Origin of the sequence: Bradyrhizobium sp. 40 (assembly GCF_023100925.1) — a bacterium.
In the GTDB taxonomy this organism is placed as follows: domain Bacteria; phylum Pseudomonadota; class Alphaproteobacteria; order Rhizobiales; family Xanthobacteraceae; genus Bradyrhizobium.
Genome location: NZ_CP064688.1, coordinates 2619487 through 2633850, shown reverse-complemented (window position 1 = coordinate 2633850; position 14364 = coordinate 2619487). Strand labels below are relative to the sequence as shown.

Here is a 14364-nt window from a genome sequence, read left to right as displayed (position 1 = left end):
CCTGGGTGCACCCCTTGCGCTACGCGCGGGACGACGATTGAATGCGCCCGCTAAGGGGCTTTTCATCATGACATTGAACTTGCACGTCCGCGGCGCGATCCTGGTTGCCGCCGCCATCACCGGCCTTGTGACCCTCGTCTCGCCCGCTCGCGCGGACCGCTGCGATGACAGCGCCAAGGAGCTGGCGAACCAGGTCGATCGCCTCAAGGTGAATTTCCGCGCCGCGAATGTCGTCTATCTGACTCATCCCGCGGCCAAGGAATTGTCCGTGGCTTGCCGTGGCGACAAATATTCGATCGAGCTCTATGCCAAGGGCGATCGCAAGCCGAAACCGGAGTTCTTTACGCTGGTAGGGTCGATGGCGGCGATCGTCTTCACCGTGACCAAGGACGATACGACGACGGGCGCGACACGCTGCCTGAAACGGATGGGGCTCTTGCGCGGCGACAAGATCAGCATGCGTTACCGGCGTCTCAACATGGAATGCACCCGCACCAAGACGGATGCGTCCATCGCGATCACGCGCGGCAAGGACGAATAGGCGGTCCCCCGCGCGGTGTGCGTCTGACAGCACACCGCCCACTACAGACTCCGTCATTCCGAGCGAAGCGAAGCAATCCAGAATCCCTCCGCGGAGACAGACTGGATTGCTTCGCTGCGCTCGCAATGACGAGGAGAGGTCCGAGAGCACATCCCACCGCACCAGATCCCTCGCATTTTAACGATTGGCTTGAAGGAAATTTCGGGTCTCGCGGCGCAGGATCAATTGTTTCCATATGTGAGGATTTGTGGATGAGCGTTTCTACCGTTTCGCCGCCGCCGATCGCGATCGTGGTGCCGAGCTACGACACGAACAAGCAGCAGGACGACCAGATCAAGACCAAGGACAACGACCCGACCTATAAGCCGCCGCCGCCCGCGCCGCTGCCGCCGGGTCAGGGTACGCGGATCGATCAGCTCGCCTGATCAGCCGCGTCGAAGATGAAATGCCCGATCCGGTCGATCGGGCTTTTCGCGTGTCCGGCCGTATCTTCGCCGGATAGCGGGACCAATATCGTGCGCGGCTACCCTGAGACCTGCGCATGATCGCAAGACTCCTGTTGCAGAGCACGATCACCACCGCCGCCATGGGCGCGCTGCTGTTCGCGTGCGCCGGAACCCTGCACTGGCCGTCGGCCTGGGGGTTCCTCGCGATCTCCGCCCTGCTCGGCCCGCTCTGCGGCTGGTGGCTTTACCGGGTCGACCCCGCACTGCTCGCCGAACGCCTGCGGCCGGTCCTGCAAAAGGACCAGCCCGCTGCCGACAAGGCGTTCATGGCCGTCTTCGTCGTCGCGATGCTGGTCTGGCTGGCGGCGATGGGGCTCGACCGGCGTACGCTAGCCTCCGATATGCCGATGGCGGCGCAGATACTCGGCCTCGCCCTGTTCCTGCTCTCGACACTGTTCATCCTCTGGGTCTTCCGCGAGAACTCGTTCGCGGCGCCCGTGGTGAAACTGCAAGCCGAGCGCGCGCAGCGCGCGATCTCGACGGGGCCTTATGCCCATGTGCGCCATCCGATGTATAGCGGCATGATCCTGTTCTTCGCCGGCGTGCCGCTGCTTTTGGGCTCATGGTGGGGACTTATGATGGTGCCGCTGTTCCTCCTGTTGTTTGCCATCCGCACTCGCATCGAGGAGCGCACGCTGCGCGAGGGCCTGCCAGGCTATGCCGACTATGTGACGCGCGTGCGCTATCGCCTGTTTCCTGGCGTATGGTGAGCGCGCAACCCCCCTCGGCACCTCCGGACCGGCTAACCATCCAATTCGCGGTAGCGGCGGAAGATGCCCTGCTCGTTGAAGGCAATGCGGCGGCGGCTTTCGAGATAGGCCTTGATGTTCGGCCGCGCCGCGACGCGGTCGTGCAGGCCGACGAGGCCTGGGATATCTGTCTCGAACGCTTTCATCCGCTTCGGAAACGCATAGCGCAGCCCCGCGACGATCTGGAACAGCGAGAGATCGACATAGGACAGCTTGCGGCCGGTGAGATAGGCGCCGCCATTGTTTTGAAGCAGCTGCTCGAAATAGCCGAGATATTTCGGCACGCGCTCGCCCCAGAAGTCGGCCGTGCGCTTCTTCGCCGGCGGCTTCTGATCTTCGTAGTAGAGCGAGGGCCCGAGCGGATGATGGGTATCGTGAATCTCGACCACGAAATCGGTGATCGTGAGCTGGAGCTGATGCACCCAGAGTTGACCCGCTTCCGATTTCGGGGCGAGAGCGTGGCGGGCGCCGAGATAGAGCAGGATGTTCGCGGTCTGGCCGATGACGACCTTGCCGGCTTTGAGGAACGGCGGCGCAAAGGGCGGCGTGCCCTTGTGCGCGTCCATCATCTTCATCATCGCAGCTGTGCCGCGTGGGCCACGCGCCACGTCGATGTAAGCCGCGCCCGCCTCCTCCAGCGCCAGCCGCACATATTCACCGCGGCCCTGGATCTCGGGCCAATAATAGAGCTCGTATTTCATGAAAGGGGTCAGTGATTGCGTGGCGGCGAGTGTAGCACGCAACCACGAACTCCATGAGGGCGGAGCGAGTTCCGCGTCTCAATTCGACGCGAAGCAATACAGCAGGCCGTCGCCGCCGGTGCTCTTCAGATCGGCCTGCGAGCAGCCGCCATCGGGGCCGCGCGAGGGATGCGAGCTGTTCCACGATTTCGACGGCTCGTCATCGCGCAGGCCTTGACGATCGGCATGGCCGACGACCGCCGCGCCTTGCGTGCTCGACGTCCAGTTCTTGCAGGTCTTGTCGTCACCCGCGGGAAATGCGCTGCCGTCGGCTTGCGAACCCGTGAGGATGTCGTGCCGGTTCGGCGTGTCGCCGCGGCCGTTGATGACCTCGCCCTTCTCGCTGAGCGCGGTCTGCTTGGTGAGGTTGTTGGCCGCCCCGTGCAGGTCGGCAACGTCCTTGGCGATCACAGCGCCCTTGGCGTTCTGCCACGGTCCCTTGCCGATGCGGTCGCGCGCGTTGACGGCCGGCTTGCCGTCGGCGGTCTGCGTGGAGAGATAAGCGCGCCAGGTCTTGCTGCCGGCGCCGCCGGCCTGGGCCAACTTCTGGCACTGCGCATCGGCCCCCTCCAGGCCACCGAGATCGGCGCCCTTGCCAGGACCATTGGAAGTCACGAAGAACGTCATGTCGGCCGACTGCGCCTGCGCAGATGGTGCTGCGAACAAGGCCGCGGCGAGCGCGAGGCCTGAAATCGTCACGGATCTCTCAATGCGGATCATCCTGTCCTCCCTTTGTGTTTTCGTTGGCCGCCAGATTTCAACCCGACGCAGGCCCGCTTATTCCGGTGCCGCGATGCGAGAGGCCCAAAAGAAAAAGGCGCCGTGCAAGAAGCACGACGCCTTTGTTATTCATGTCGCCTGCGATCAGTTGGTCTGCTGGATCGCCGACAATTCCCAGGCGCCGCCCGGACGTCGGGCAAAGGTCCAGACTTCGGTGGCCTCGCCCGGCTGCTCGCTGCCGGCGACAATTGCGCCAGTATTGCGGTCGAGCGTCTTGTCGGTGAGCGCGAAGCGCAGCGCCACGGTCGCGTAATCGGTCTCGCCTTCGCGCCAGGATTCCGCGAGGTCGCCCTGCAACAGCTTCACATCGCTGACCTTGTTGACGACATTGCGCGCGCGGTTCTGGCCGAAGTCCTGCTCGAAATAGGAGACCATTTCCGGCGTCGCGAGCGTGTGCAGCTTGGCCACATCCTCGTTCGACCAGGCGGACTGGACGTCGCCGAGCAGACGCTCGAACGCCTCATAGTCGTCCGGCTTGATCTCGAGCGGCGCGTTGTTGGCGCCGAAGCCGAAGCCGCCACCAAGACCACTACGATTGTTCGCCTGCGGTCCCGGACCGGCACCGGCGTCAGCGTTGGCATAGGCCGCCTGCGGGGTGTGGCGGCGCTGCCACCACGACATCGCCAGCCGAACCACGAGCACCACGAGCACGATCTGGATGATCAGACCGATGATCGACGATAGGCCGCCGAGACCGCCGAACAGGCCACCGCCGAACAGCATGCCGAGCAGGCCTGCGCCGAGGAAGCCGGCCGCAAGGCCGCCCATGAAGCCGCCGGCCCGGCCGAACAGGCCGCCGCGCGCGGGTGCGGCGGCAGCCGAATTCATGCCTGCGCCCGGCTGGGTGTAGGTCCGATTGAACTGCGAGGTCGAGCCCGGCGCGGTCGTGGTCGATGGCGGGGCCGAATAGGTGCGCGAACCGCGCGAGCCCGACGACATGCCGCCACCGACGCGCGCGTCGGCGGACGAGATCGCCAGCGCAGTCGGCAGCGCAAGCGCCAGCACGACGGCAATCGTCTTGAAGAGACTGCGGGAGCGTTGCGAGAAATTCATGTTGGTTTCCCAGATCCCCGGCATGGGGACGTGCCCCTAAGATGGGCAGCCTTCCGTAAAAAGGAAGCCACTATCGGAACTTATGGCTGCGGCCCTCAGTCGCGGGGATGTGGCAAAAGCCCATCTTTGGCGGCAGCTTGGCTGCGTGTGCGAAGGGGCCGCGGTCGCGGGTTACCGGTGGCTTTGGTGCCGGCAGTTCAGCTTTTCCGTCGTCATTGCGTTGAGGCCCTCACCCCGCCTTCGCCATCGTCTCCTTCACGGCCGCCACGAGCTGGCTCAGCGTGAACGGCTTGGGCAGGAAGTCGAACTGCTGGCCTTCGGGCAGGCTCTTCTCGAATGCGTCTTCCGCGTAGCCGGAGACGAAGATGAACTTGATGTCGGGGTTCTTCTCGCGCATCGCCTTGAGCAGCGTCGGGCCGTCCATCTCCGGCATCACGACGTCGGACACGACGAGATCGATTCCGCCGCTCTGCTCTTCCAGCACCTCCAGCGCCTCGACGCCGTTCTCGGCCTCGACGACGGTGTAGCCGCGCGAGCGCAGACCGCGTGCGTTGAGCGCGCGCAGGCCCTCTTCGTCCTCGACCAGGAGGATGGTGCCTTGTCCGGTGAGATCGGTGCGGGGCTTGGCGTCCGCCGTGGACCCGGCTTCCTTGGCGGCACCATTGCTGGCGCCAACGGCCGGCGCCGGCTGCTCGACCTGCACCTCCGGCTCGGCATGATGGCGCGGCAGGAAGATCTGGAATGAGGTGCCCTGCCCCGGCTCCGAGTCCACGTAAATGAAGCCACCGGTCTGCTTGACGATGCCGTAGACGGTCGAGAGCCCGAGGCCGGTGCCCTTGCCGACTTCCTTGGTCGAGAAGAACGGCTCGAAGATTTTGTCGCGGATATCGGCGGGGATGCCGGTACCGGTGTCGGCGACCTCGATCCGCACGTAGTCCGCGGCCGGCATGCCCTTGTAGGCCAACCTGGCCGCCTCCTCGGCGGTGACGTTGGCGGTGCGGATGATCAGCTTGCCGCCGTCGGGCATGGCGTCGCGCGCGTTGACCGCGAGATTGACGATGACCTGCTCGAACTGGGAGACGTCGACCTTGACCGGCCAGAGATCGCGGCCGTGGATGGTCTCGTGCTTGACCTTCTCGCCGATCAGGCGGCGCAGCAGCATGGCGAGGTCGGAGAGCGCATCGCCGAGGTCGAGCACCTGCGGCCGCAGCGTCTGCCGCCGCGAGAACGCCAGCAACTGCCGCACCAGCGTGGCGGCCCGCGTCGCGTTCTGCTTGATCTGCATGATGTCCTGGAACGACGGATCAGTCGGCTTGTGCGCGTTCAGCAGGAAGTCGTTCGCCATCATGATGGCGGAGAGCACGTTGTTGAAGTCGTGGGCGATGCCGCCGGCGAGCTGGCCGACAGTCTCCATCTTCTGCGACTGGTTGATCTGGTTCTCCAGCGCGCGCCGCTCGGTGGTCTCGAGCATGTGCACGATGGCGGCTTCCGCGTCGTTCTCACCCCCGTCGACCGGCGTGACGAAGAACTGGCCCCAGCGCTCCTTGGAGCCTTCCAGCGCGACCTCGACCGGCGCGATGTCGGCCTGATTCTCGGCGGCCTGGTTGATGGCCGCGATCAGCAAATGACGGTCGCGCGAATTGACCGCGCGGAAGATCGACTTGCTGGCGCTGTCGAGCCCCAACGCCTGCCCGAGCTTGGCGTAGCGCGCATTGGCGCGCACGACGTTGCCGCCGCGGTCGACGGTGGCGATCGCCATCGGCGTATGGTCGAAGAAGCGCATGAAGCGCACTTCGGCGGCGCGGTCCGGATCGCTGCGCTCGTCACGGGCGCGGCTGATCACCAGCGTGCGCGACGGGCCTGGCGCACCGTCAGCGCCGAAGGCGAGCTTGTGATAGAGCCGCACCGGCATGGTCTTGCCGGTACGCATGCGCAGGTCGATGTCGAAGACTTCCGTCTTGACCTCGCCCGGGACCGCCACGATCGCGGTAAGCAGCGAAGCGCCGTCGCCGGAGACGATGTCGGTGAGCTTCAGCCCGCCCGAGCCGATCTCGGCAAGGTCGTAGTCGAGCCAGTTCGCCAGCGTCGCGTTGACGTAAGCGAGCTCGCCGGCCGGATTGACCGAGAAGAAACCGCAAGGCGCGTGATCGAGATATTCGATCGCGTGCTGGAGTTCCTGGAACACGTCCTCCTGGCGCTCGCGGTCGCGGGTGATGTCGGCGATCGACCACACCGCGTATCTCGTCTCGCGCTTGCCGGTGCCGAGGGGCCGCACCCGCATGCGCAGCCAGCGGCCCTGGCTGCCGTCATGGCCGGAGATGCGCACCTCTTCCTGCTGCCGCTTGCCTTCGCGCGCGGCTTTCAACAGGCGGAACACCGCTTCGGAGACGTCGGGGTTGCCGATGAAGACGCGCTCCACGGGACGCACGTCCTGTGGGCCGGCAGCGCCGGTCAGCGTCAGATAGGCCGCATTGGAATAGACCACATGGCCGCGCGGATCGGTCACGGCGAGGCCGTCGAAGGCGTGGTCGGCGATGCGCCCCATCACGGGATCATCGAGATTGCGATCGACGAAGCGGATGATGCCGGCGGCGAAGGCGAACAGGTTGAACAGGCCGACCATCGCCAGCACGGCGAGGATACCGAGAATATAGGGCTGCGCCTGCGCGCGCCCGAGCGTCATCAGCCCGACGGCAACGGCGACGAGCCCGGCGGCCACCAGCAGCACCAGGGCAATGCTGCCCGAGCGCGGCGACGGCTCGTGCGCCGCAACGGGCTCGCGTGTGAGGTCGTGGTCGGTCTCGGCAGTCATCTCAAGCTGGCACAGCCTGTCGGCAGAGAATCAACGCGCTACGGGGCGCGCAGGGTCCTCCCTGCCTGAATCGGACCCGCAGGCGCAAGGGCAGCAGGGGCGAAAGGTACGCTGATTCCCAGATTACGGCCATTTCCAGTACTTTTCAGGGGTTTTATTGCCGGCTGGCACCGAATCCGCTCTTCAGACGCATGACGTAGCCGATGACTTCGGCGACCGCATGGTAGTGCTCGGTCGGGATTTCCTCGTCGATCTCGACGGTGGCGTAGAGCGCGCGGGCGAGCGGCACGTTCTCGACGATCGGGATGTCGTGCTCGCGCGCGATCTCCCGGATCTTGAAAGCGAGGTTGTCGACGCCCTTGGCGACGCAGATCGGCGCCGACATGCCGCGCTCGTAGGACAGCGCGATCGAATAGTGGGTCGGGTTGGTGATGATCACGGAGGCCTTGGGAACCGCCGCCATCATGCGCTTCTTGGAGCGCTGCTGACGCAGCTGCCTCAGCTTGCCCTTGATGTGTGGGTCGCCTTCGGACTGCTTGTACTCTTCCTTGATCTCCTGGAGCGACATCTTCTGCCGCTGGAACCAGCTGCGATACTGGAAGAAATAGTCGCCGATGGCGATGATAGCGAGCGCCGCGACCACCGCGCCGAGCAGGTGAATGGTCAGGCTGGTGGAGGCACCGAGCAGGGCGGCCGGATCGAGCCTGACCATCGCCTCCATGCGATGCCGCTCCGGCCACAGGATCACGGTCATGACCGCGCCGAGCACGATCAGCTTGCCGAGACCCTTGAGGAAGTTCGCCGCCGCTTGCTTGCCGAAGATGCGCTTGAGGCCTTCGGCAGGCGACAGCTTGCTGAACTTGGGCTTGAGGGATTCGGCCGACCAGACCAGTCGGTGCTGCAGCACGTTGCCGGCAATGGCCGCGAGTACCAGCATCAGCAGCGGCACGCCCACCGCCGCGAGCACCGCGACTTCGATCTGCTGCATCAGGGCGAGCAGGGCCCTGCCGTCGGTCTTGATCATCCAGGAATTGGCGAGCAGGTTGCGCATCGGCGCCAACAGCCCGCTGCCGACCGATCCCGAGAAGCTCGAGACCACGAGCGTGGCGCCCGCGATCATGAACCAGGTGTTGATCTCCTGGCTCTTGGCGACGTCACCGCGTTCGAGCGCCTCTTCGAGACGTTTTTGCGTCGGGTCTTCTGTTTGACTCTCTGGATCGTTGTCTTCCGCCATCGATCACCCGATCACTTGAGTGGCATCATCTGGTGCATGACACCGATGAAATAGTCGAGATAGGTGCCCATCATCGCCGTGAGCACGACGGCGAGCACCAGGAAGCCGGCGAAGATCGAGAGCGGCACGCCGACGAAATAGACCTGCATCTGCGGCATCAGCCGCGCCAGTACGCCGAGCCCGATGTTGAAGACGAGGCCGAACACCAGGAACGGGCCGGAGAGTTGCAAGCCCAGGCGGAACGCGGCGGCAAAGGCGCGCGTCGCCAGCGCGGCGACATCGCCGCTCGACACCGTCTCGCCCGGCGCGAAGATCGTGTAGCTGTCGTTTAGCGCCGCGATCACCAGATGATGGCTGTCCGTGGCGAACAGCAGCGTGACCCCCAGTATCGTCAGGAAGTTGCCGACGAGCACGCCCTGCTGTCCCTGCGTCGGATCGACCGACGTGACGAAGCCGAGCCCCATCTGCTGTGCGATCACGGCGCCGGCAACCTGCAGCGCCGACAACGTCACCCGCGCGGTCGCCCCCAGCACGATGCCGATGACGATCTCATGCAGCATCAGGACCAGCAGCGGCGCGATCGAGCCCATGTCGACCTGATAGGCGTTGCGATGCAGCGGCAGGATAATCAGCGTGAGCAGCAGCGCGATCGACAGTTTGATCCGTGTCGGGATATTGGTCTCGCCGAGGCCCGGCAACAGCATCACCATCGCGCCGACCCGGGCAAAGGCGAGCATGAAGGAGGCGGCAAGCGCCGGCAGCAGCGAGACGTCGATGCGCATGACGGGCGCATAGTGCCTCAGCCGCCGATGATTCGCGACGATATCCGCAGCATGTGGGAATGCAGCGCGTCGGCCATGAACGGCAAGGCCAACAGCATTGTGGCAAAGATGGCCAGGATCTTCGGCACGTAGATCAGCGTCTGCTCCTGGATCTGCGTCAGCGCCTGGAACAGCGACACGACGACGCCGACCACGAGGCCGACCACCATCAGGGGCGACGACACGATCACGATGGTCCAGATCGCATCACGCGCGACGTCGAGGGTTTCCGGTCCGGTCATTTCGCAGTTCCTTTGTCTTATTCCTCGCCTCCCACCGCTCTTGTGAGCGATGCGAAGGCCTATCCCCGGTCATTGCGAGCGCAGCGAAGCAATCCAGACTGCCGCTTCGGAAAGACTCTGGATTGCTTCGCTGCACTCGCAATGACGATTGGGGCGGGCGCGAGCGCCAAAAATCAGATCGGCATCTTCATGATGTCTTCATAGGCCGCGATCACGCGGTCGCGGACCGAGACCAGCGTGGACACGGCGACGTCGGTGTCTGCGACCGCCGTCACTACGTCCATCACGTTGGCCTTGCCGGCGGCCATCGCCACCGTCTGCGCATCGGATTTGCGGCCGGACTCCAGGACGCTGCCGACGGTGTCTTTCAGAAGAGAGGCGAAGGACTGCCCGCTCGGCTCGCTGCCCTTGCCCGCACCGCTGTTCTCCAGCACGCGGGCAAGGTTTGCATAGGCGTTGGCGGCAATTGTCGGTGTTGCCATGGTTCAAATGTCCTGTTCAGCTCTTGAGGATGTCGAGGGTGCGCTGGATCATCCGGCGCGTCGCACTGATGATGTTGAGATTGGCTTCGTACGACCGCTGCGCGTCGCGCATGTCGGTCATCTCGACCACCGAGTTCACGTTGGGATATTTGACGTTGCCGGTCGCATCCGCCGCCGGATTGTTCGGCTCGTATTTGGTGCGGAAATTGGACTGGTCGGGCTTGATCCTGCCGAGGGTGACGACCTGCGCGTCGAGTGTGCGGTCGAGCGCGGAGGAGAAGGTCGGCACCTTGCGCCGGTAAGGATCGCCGCCGGCGCTCTGCGAGGTCGAATCCGCATTTGCGATGTTCTCCGAGATCACCCGCATGCGCCCGGCCTGCGCCCGCAGACCGGAGGTCGCGATCGCCATCGAGCGGGCAAAGTCGCTGCTGTCATTCGCCATGATGCGCTTCCTCTAGCTCTAGCCTTTGCCGATCGCGGTCTTGAGCAGGTGCAGGCTCTTCGAATAGAGCGAGGTTGCCGCCGCATAATCCATCTGGTTGCTGGCGGCCTTCATCATCTCCTCTTCGAGATTGACGGCGTTGCCCGCGGGGCGGGTCTCAAAACCGGCACTCTTGTTCTGGTCGAATCCGGAGGCCGCGCCTGACGGCGCCATGTGGGAACCGCTGGTGCGGGTAAGCGCCAAGGGGCCCATCGAACCCGTGACGGCGCCGCTCTTATCCAGCTTCGGCTCGACCAGGTCGCGCGGCCGGAATTTGGGCGTGTCGGAATTGGAGACGTTCTCGGACAGGACGCGCTGGCGCTCCTGGTGCCATTGCATCTTGGTGCGAAGCGCCGATAGCACCGGAAGATCGTTGATGGACATCGTTGCGGCTCCTTCCGCCTCGCAGGACCCGTGGTCCGAAGCTAGGCAGAATTTGCCGCCTGTATGGTTAACAGCTGGTTAAGGAGGTCGCAGGCAGTTGTCCCCCGCCGGGACACCAATGCGCATGCCCCGTGATTCTACGCCTCCAAAGCGGCATTAACCCAACCGCTTGGCGGCGCGTGCACAGGCCAAGAAGTCGTTTTGGATCGAGCGATTCATGGGTTATTAAGAGTTGGGGACGGCAAAACTTGCCGTGGGACGTTAAGAAATCGCAGTTTGGGGCAACGTAAGCCGGTGGTTGGCGCATCTGACCACGGGCCCGAGACAAGCGCCATTTGTCGGGGACAAGTATGCAAGGCAGCCCTATCACCTTCATCGTCGCGTTCATCGTCGTTCTGGCGTTGATCGGCGTCGCTGCATGGCTGGTTCGCCGATTCGCCACCAGCCGGCTCGGCGCCAACACCCAGCGCGGCCGGATGCCCCGGCTCGCCGTGATCGATGCCGCCGCGGTCGACGGCCGCCGCCGCCTGGTGCTGGTCCGGCGTGACAATGTCGAGCATCTTCTGATGATCGGCGGCCCCACCGACATCGTCGTCGAACCCAACATCGTGCGCGCGGCGCCCGGCCGCGACCAGCTCCCGCAGCGCCCCAACGCGGCCGAGCCGCCGCGTCTTGCGCCGATGCATGATAGCAGCAGCTGGGCCGACGAAGCACCGCGGCCCGAACTGCTCGATCATCCCGAGCCGCACATGCCCGAGCCGCCACCGCGACCCACGCGCCCCTCCTTCGCCGACGAAGTGCGCCGGCCGGCTCCCGCGATGGCCGAACGCCGCAACGAGCCGCCATTGGGCGGCTTCACCTCCGAGCCGATCGCGCCGCGCCCTGAGCGCGAGCTGCGTCCCGAACCTGTTCCGCCGCGCGTTGCGCGCAACGAACCCCCTCTGATGCCGCGTCCGCCGCGCCAGAGCGAGCCGGTGAAGGCGCCTCCGGTGCGCGCCGAGCGCGTCGCCGCGCCACCTCCGCCTGTGCCGCAGGCTCCGCCCGTTCCGCCGCCGGCGCCCGCTCCCGCGGCGCCATCGAGCGCCGAGCAGAATCTCGCCGAGATGGCGCAGCGGCTCGAAGCTGCGCTGCGCCGCCCCGCCGGCGAGACGCTTGCCCCTCCGGTCGCGCCGGAGCCCCCGACCGCTCCCCCGCGTGTGGCCCGCAGCGAGCCGCCGGCACCGCCGGCCCCTCCCGCAAAGCCGGCCCCGGAAAAGACCAGCTTTGAAAATCTCGAAGACGAGATGGCCTCGTTGCTCGGCCGTCCGAAGCCGTCTTCGTGAGGCTGCCGGCCCTCCCGCGTAGAGTTTTTTTTCTTTCTGTCCTGATCGGCGCGGCTTCGCTCGCGATGCCGGCGCATGCGCAGGACATCAGCATCAATCTCGGCGGCGGAGGCGCTGGCGGTGGCGGCGTCACCGAACGCGCGATCCAGCTGATCGCGCTGCTCACCGTGCTGTCGATCGCCCCGTCGATCCTGATCATGATGACCTCGTTCACGCGCATCGTGGTCGTGCTGTCGCTGCTGCGCACCGCGATGGGCACCGCGACCGCCCCGCCGAACTCGGTGATCATCGCGCTGGCGATGTTTCTCACCTTCTTCGTGATGGGACCCGTCCTGCAAAAATCCTACGACGAAGGCATCCGTCCGCTGGTCGCCAATCAGCTCGGCGTTGAGGACGCGCTTCAGCGCGCCTCCGTCCCTCTGCGCGGCTTCATGCAGAAGAACGTGCGCGAGAAGGACCTCAAGCTGTTCCTGGATCTCTCCGGCGAGCCGCCGCCCGCCACTCCCGACGAGCTCGGCTTACGCATCCTCGTCCCCGCCTTCATGATCTCGGAGCTGAAGCGCGCCTTCGAGATCGGTTTTCTGCTGTTCCTTCCGTTCCTGATCATCGATCTCGTCGTCGCCTCCGTGCTGATGTCGATGGGCATGATGATGCTGCCGCCGGCAACCATCTCGCTGCCGTTCAAGCTGATCTTCTTCGTGCTCGTCGACGGCTGGTCGCTGGTGGCAGGGAGCCTGGTGCAGAGTTACGGGGGGTAGCGGGCCCGGGGAGCGGTCACCGCCCCCATCCTCTCTGACCCAAGGCTTGTAGGCGTACACTTCAGCTTACCAGCGCAAAGGGGGAAGCCTGCCACCGTGAGCGCGTTCGGCGGTTCGTGACATACCGGACTATGCTCAGGTTGCGCATTCAATGGGTGGTTGATATGATGATTATCATCCATTGATCCGAAGCGGCTTATGACCAGCAACGTCGAAGACCGTCCGCTCGCTCGAGCCGTGCCGCTTGGTCTTCAGGTCGCCGTTCTTGCTGCGTTGTCTGCGAGTGGCACGTTGGCCACCAACATTCTGCTGCCTTCGCTACCGAGCATCGCCGTCGCGGTAGGCGTCTCCAGCGCTCAGGTAACCTCAGCTATCACCATATTCCTCGCCATGTTCGCGGTCGGACAACTTGTTGTCGGTCCGTTGTCGGATCGTTTCGGCCGGCGCATACCCGTGATGATCGGGTTTGCTGTATTTTTCGCAGGTAGCATATGGTGCGCGTTAGCCAATGATTTGGCGGCGCTATTGATTGGTCGCGTTGTGCAGGCCGGTGGCGCATGTGCCACGTCTGTCCTTTCGCGAGCTATCGCAAGAGATCTTTTTCAGGGCGAAAAGCTAGCGCGCGTGCTCACCTTTGTTATGGTTGCGATGGCAGCGGCGCCCGGATTCTCGCCCCTGGTCGGTGGCGCGCTGGATCATTTTTTTGGCTGGCGTTCAGCATTTGTGTTCGTCGGAATCTTCGCCGTCGTCGCCGCTTCAGCATTTCTTGCGGCTTTCGGAGAAACGCACCACGCGCCACGCGCCGAGTTCGATTTCTCGACAATCGCCAAGAATTACTGGTCGCTATCGACTGACCGCCGTTTCTTGGTTCCTGCCGCAACCGTTAGCCTCATCTTAGGTGCGCTGTTTGCAATGTTTTCGGCGTTGCCGCGAGTCTTGATAGAAGGCCTCGACTTCACACCCATGCAACTCGGTCTGTTCTTCGCAGGCACTGTCATGGTCGTCTTTAGCGCTGGCATTATCGCTACAAAAATCGTTCCGCACCTTGGTCTCGACCGATCGATTTGCATCGGCCTCGCGCTGGCCTGTGTCGGTGGCGGTATGGTGTTGCTATTCGCGCTTCTCGACGGGCGCTTTTTGCCATTTCTTGTCGGCGCATGCGTATTCCTGCTAGGCATGGGCATGGTCAATCCGCTCTGCAGTGCGCAAGCTCTTTCGCCATTCGGCGATCGCGCCGGTGCTGCCTCGGCCCTTTTGGGTTTCTGGCAGATGTTGGCCGCGGCGCTGGGGGTATCGCTTGCGGCGGTGATCGCAAGGAATCCCATGATCGGGCTTGGTCTCGTGCTAGTGCTTGCCTCGACCTTGGCCTCGGCAATTTATCAGGTCCGGGTAAAGCTCAATTAAGCCCGCGCCCCGGGCGATAGGATTCGGCGCTGCCCGTCACTTCGAGAGCTTGCTC

16 protein-coding genes are annotated in these 14364 nt (G+C 64.4%); 6 read left to right on the top strand and 10 right to left on the bottom strand.

From position 1 onward, the window contains the following. The first annotated feature begins 67 nt into the window (after positions 1 to 67). The 3 genes from IVB40_RS12510 (at position 68) to IVB40_RS12500 (ending at position 1757) form a co-directional block, all read left to right on the top strand. Positions 68 to 541: a hypothetical protein gene (locus IVB40_RS12510; protein ID WP_027567612.1), complete on the top strand. Its 474-nt coding sequence runs from the start codon at positions 68 to 70 to the stop codon at positions 539 to 541. Positions 542 to 792: 251 nt separating this feature from the next. Then, positions 793 to 966, top strand: a complete 174-nt coding sequence (locus IVB40_RS12505; RefSeq protein ID WP_197031138.1) for a hypothetical protein — start codon at positions 793 to 795, stop codon at positions 964 to 966. Between the two features lie 116 nt (positions 967 to 1082). After that, complete coding sequence (locus IVB40_RS12500; protein ID WP_247818953.1) at positions 1083 to 1757, top strand: isoprenylcysteine carboxylmethyltransferase family protein; 675 nt, start codon at positions 1083 to 1085, stop codon at positions 1755 to 1757. 32 nt (positions 1758 to 1789) lie between these two features. Here the strand turns inward: IVB40_RS12500 and IVB40_RS12495 are convergent, their stop codons facing one another. The 10 genes from IVB40_RS12495 to flgB all read right to left on the bottom strand — a co-directional run bounded on the left by IVB40_RS12495 (position 1790) and on the right by flgB (position 10825). Beyond that, the gene (locus IVB40_RS12495) at positions 1790 to 2497 is read right to left on the bottom strand and encodes a glutathione S-transferase (RefSeq protein ID WP_247819525.1); all 708 of its coding nucleotides are present in this window, start codon (positions 2495 to 2497) and stop codon (positions 1790 to 1792) included. 78 nt (positions 2498 to 2575) lie between these two features. Then, complete coding sequence (locus IVB40_RS12490; protein ID WP_027567610.1) at positions 2576 to 3256, bottom strand: lectin; 681 nt, start codon at positions 3254 to 3256, stop codon at positions 2576 to 2578. A 144-nt stretch (positions 3257 to 3400) separates the two neighbouring features. Then, on the bottom strand, positions 3401 to 4393 hold the full coding sequence (locus IVB40_RS12485) for a Tim44 domain-containing protein (protein WP_247818952.1): 993 nt from the start codon (positions 4391 to 4393) through the stop codon (positions 3401 to 3403). 205 nt (positions 4394 to 4598) lie between these two features. Further along, positions 4599 to 7181 carry a PAS domain-containing protein gene (locus IVB40_RS12480; RefSeq protein ID WP_247287332.1) on the bottom strand — a complete coding sequence of 861 codons (2583 nt, stop codon included), beginning with the start codon at positions 7179 to 7181 and terminating at the stop codon, positions 4599 to 4601. A gap of 154 nt (positions 7182 to 7335) precedes the next feature. Further along, positions 7336 to 8415 carry a flagellar biosynthesis protein FlhB gene (gene flhB, locus IVB40_RS12475; RefSeq protein ID WP_018456412.1) on the bottom strand — a complete coding sequence of 360 codons (1080 nt, stop codon included), beginning with the start codon at positions 8413 to 8415 and terminating at the stop codon, positions 7336 to 7338. Between the two features lie 11 nt (positions 8416 to 8426). Then, positions 8427 to 9197: a flagellar biosynthetic protein FliR gene (fliR, locus tag IVB40_RS12470; protein ID WP_007602155.1), complete on the bottom strand. Its 771-nt coding sequence runs from the start codon at positions 9195 to 9197 to the stop codon at positions 8427 to 8429. A gap of 17 nt (positions 9198 to 9214) precedes the next feature. Further along, positions 9215 to 9478 carry a flagellar biosynthesis protein FliQ gene (fliQ, locus tag IVB40_RS12465; protein ID WP_007612284.1) on the bottom strand — a complete coding sequence of 88 codons (264 nt, stop codon included), beginning with the start codon at positions 9476 to 9478 and terminating at the stop codon, positions 9215 to 9217. Positions 9479 to 9651: 173 nt separating this feature from the next. Further along, the gene (fliE, locus tag IVB40_RS12460) at positions 9652 to 9960 is read right to left on the bottom strand and encodes a flagellar hook-basal body complex protein FliE (protein ID WP_007612285.1); all 309 of its coding nucleotides are present in this window, start codon (positions 9958 to 9960) and stop codon (positions 9652 to 9654) included. Positions 9961 to 9976: 16 nt separating this feature from the next. Next, complete coding sequence (flgC, locus tag IVB40_RS12455) at positions 9977 to 10402, bottom strand: flagellar basal body rod protein FlgC (RefSeq protein WP_027567607.1); 426 nt, start codon at positions 10400 to 10402, stop codon at positions 9977 to 9979. Between the two features lie 18 nt (positions 10403 to 10420). Further along, positions 10421 to 10825 (bottom strand): flagellar basal body rod protein FlgB, encoded by a 405-nt coding sequence (gene flgB, locus IVB40_RS12450; RefSeq protein ID WP_247818951.1) that lies wholly within the window; start codon positions 10823 to 10825, stop codon positions 10421 to 10423. Between the two features lie 350 nt (positions 10826 to 11175). On the opposite strand from flgB, the gene IVB40_RS12445 reads away from it, so the two are divergent. The 3 genes from IVB40_RS12445 to IVB40_RS12435 all read left to right on the top strand — a co-directional run bounded on the left by IVB40_RS12445 (position 11176) and on the right by IVB40_RS12435 (position 14309). Then, complete coding sequence (locus tag IVB40_RS12445) at positions 11176 to 12147, top strand: flagellar biosynthetic protein FliO (protein ID WP_247818950.1); 972 nt, start codon at positions 11176 to 11178, stop codon at positions 12145 to 12147. Next, complete coding sequence (fliP, locus tag IVB40_RS12440; protein ID WP_007612290.1) at positions 12144 to 12905, top strand: flagellar type III secretion system pore protein FliP; 762 nt, start codon at positions 12144 to 12146, stop codon at positions 12903 to 12905. Before IVB40_RS12445 ends, fliP begins: the two co-directional genes overlap by 4 nt. Before the next feature lie 198 nt (positions 12906 to 13103). Continuing rightward, a complete protein-coding gene (locus tag IVB40_RS12435) occupies positions 13104 to 14309 on the top strand; it encodes a multidrug effflux MFS transporter (RefSeq protein WP_247459509.1) in 1206 nt (401 codons plus the stop codon). Positions 14310 to 14364 lie beyond the last annotated feature (55 nt).

What these genes read in the sequence shown, in the direction of transcription:
- flhB (WP_018456412.1), bottom strand. Translation starts at nt 8,415, where the DNA reads ATGGCGGAAGACAACGATCCAGAGAGTCAAACAGAAGACCCGACGCAA.
- IVB40_RS12510 (WP_027567612.1), top strand. Translation starts at nt 68, where the DNA reads ATGACATTGAACTTGCACGTCCGCGGCGCGATCCTGGTTGCCGCCGCC.
- flgC (WP_027567607.1), bottom strand. Translation starts at nt 10,402, where the DNA reads ATGGCGAATGACAGCAGCGACTTTGCCCGCTCGATGGCGATCGCGACC.
- fliR (WP_007602155.1), bottom strand. Translation starts at nt 9,197, where the DNA reads ATGCGCATCGACGTCTCGCTGCTGCCGGCGCTTGCCGCCTCCTTCATG.
- IVB40_RS12480 (WP_247287332.1), bottom strand. Translation starts at nt 7,181, where the DNA reads ATGACTGCCGAGACCGACCACGACCTCACACGCGAGCCCGTTGCGGCG.
- IVB40_RS12505 (WP_197031138.1), top strand. Translation starts at nt 793, where the DNA reads ATGAGCGTTTCTACCGTTTCGCCGCCGCCGATCGCGATCGTGGTGCCG.
- IVB40_RS12435 (WP_247459509.1), top strand. Translation starts at nt 13,104, where the DNA reads ATGACCAGCAACGTCGAAGACCGTCCGCTCGCTCGAGCCGTGCCGCTT.
- IVB40_RS12495 (WP_247819525.1), bottom strand. Translation starts at nt 2,497, where the DNA reads ATGAAATACGAGCTCTATTATTGGCCCGAGATCCAGGGCCGCGGTGAA.
- IVB40_RS12490 (WP_027567610.1), bottom strand. Translation starts at nt 3,256, where the DNA reads ATGATCCGCATTGAGAGATCCGTGACGATTTCAGGCCTCGCGCTCGCC.
- flgB (WP_247818951.1), bottom strand. Translation starts at nt 10,825, where the DNA reads ATGTCCATCAACGATCTTCCGGTGCTATCGGCGCTTCGCACCAAGATG.
- IVB40_RS12500 (WP_247818953.1), top strand. Translation starts at nt 1,083, where the DNA reads ATGATCGCAAGACTCCTGTTGCAGAGCACGATCACCACCGCCGCCATG.
- IVB40_RS12445 (WP_247818950.1), top strand. Translation starts at nt 11,176, where the DNA reads ATGCAAGGCAGCCCTATCACCTTCATCGTCGCGTTCATCGTCGTTCTG.
- fliQ (WP_007612284.1), bottom strand. Translation starts at nt 9,478, where the DNA reads ATGACCGGACCGGAAACCCTCGACGTCGCGCGTGATGCGATCTGGACC.
- fliE (WP_007612285.1), bottom strand. Translation starts at nt 9,960, where the DNA reads ATGGCAACACCGACAATTGCCGCCAACGCCTATGCAAACCTTGCCCGC.
- IVB40_RS12485 (WP_247818952.1), bottom strand. Translation starts at nt 4,393, where the DNA reads ATGCCGGGGATCTGGGAAACCAACATGAATTTCTCGCAACGCTCCCGC.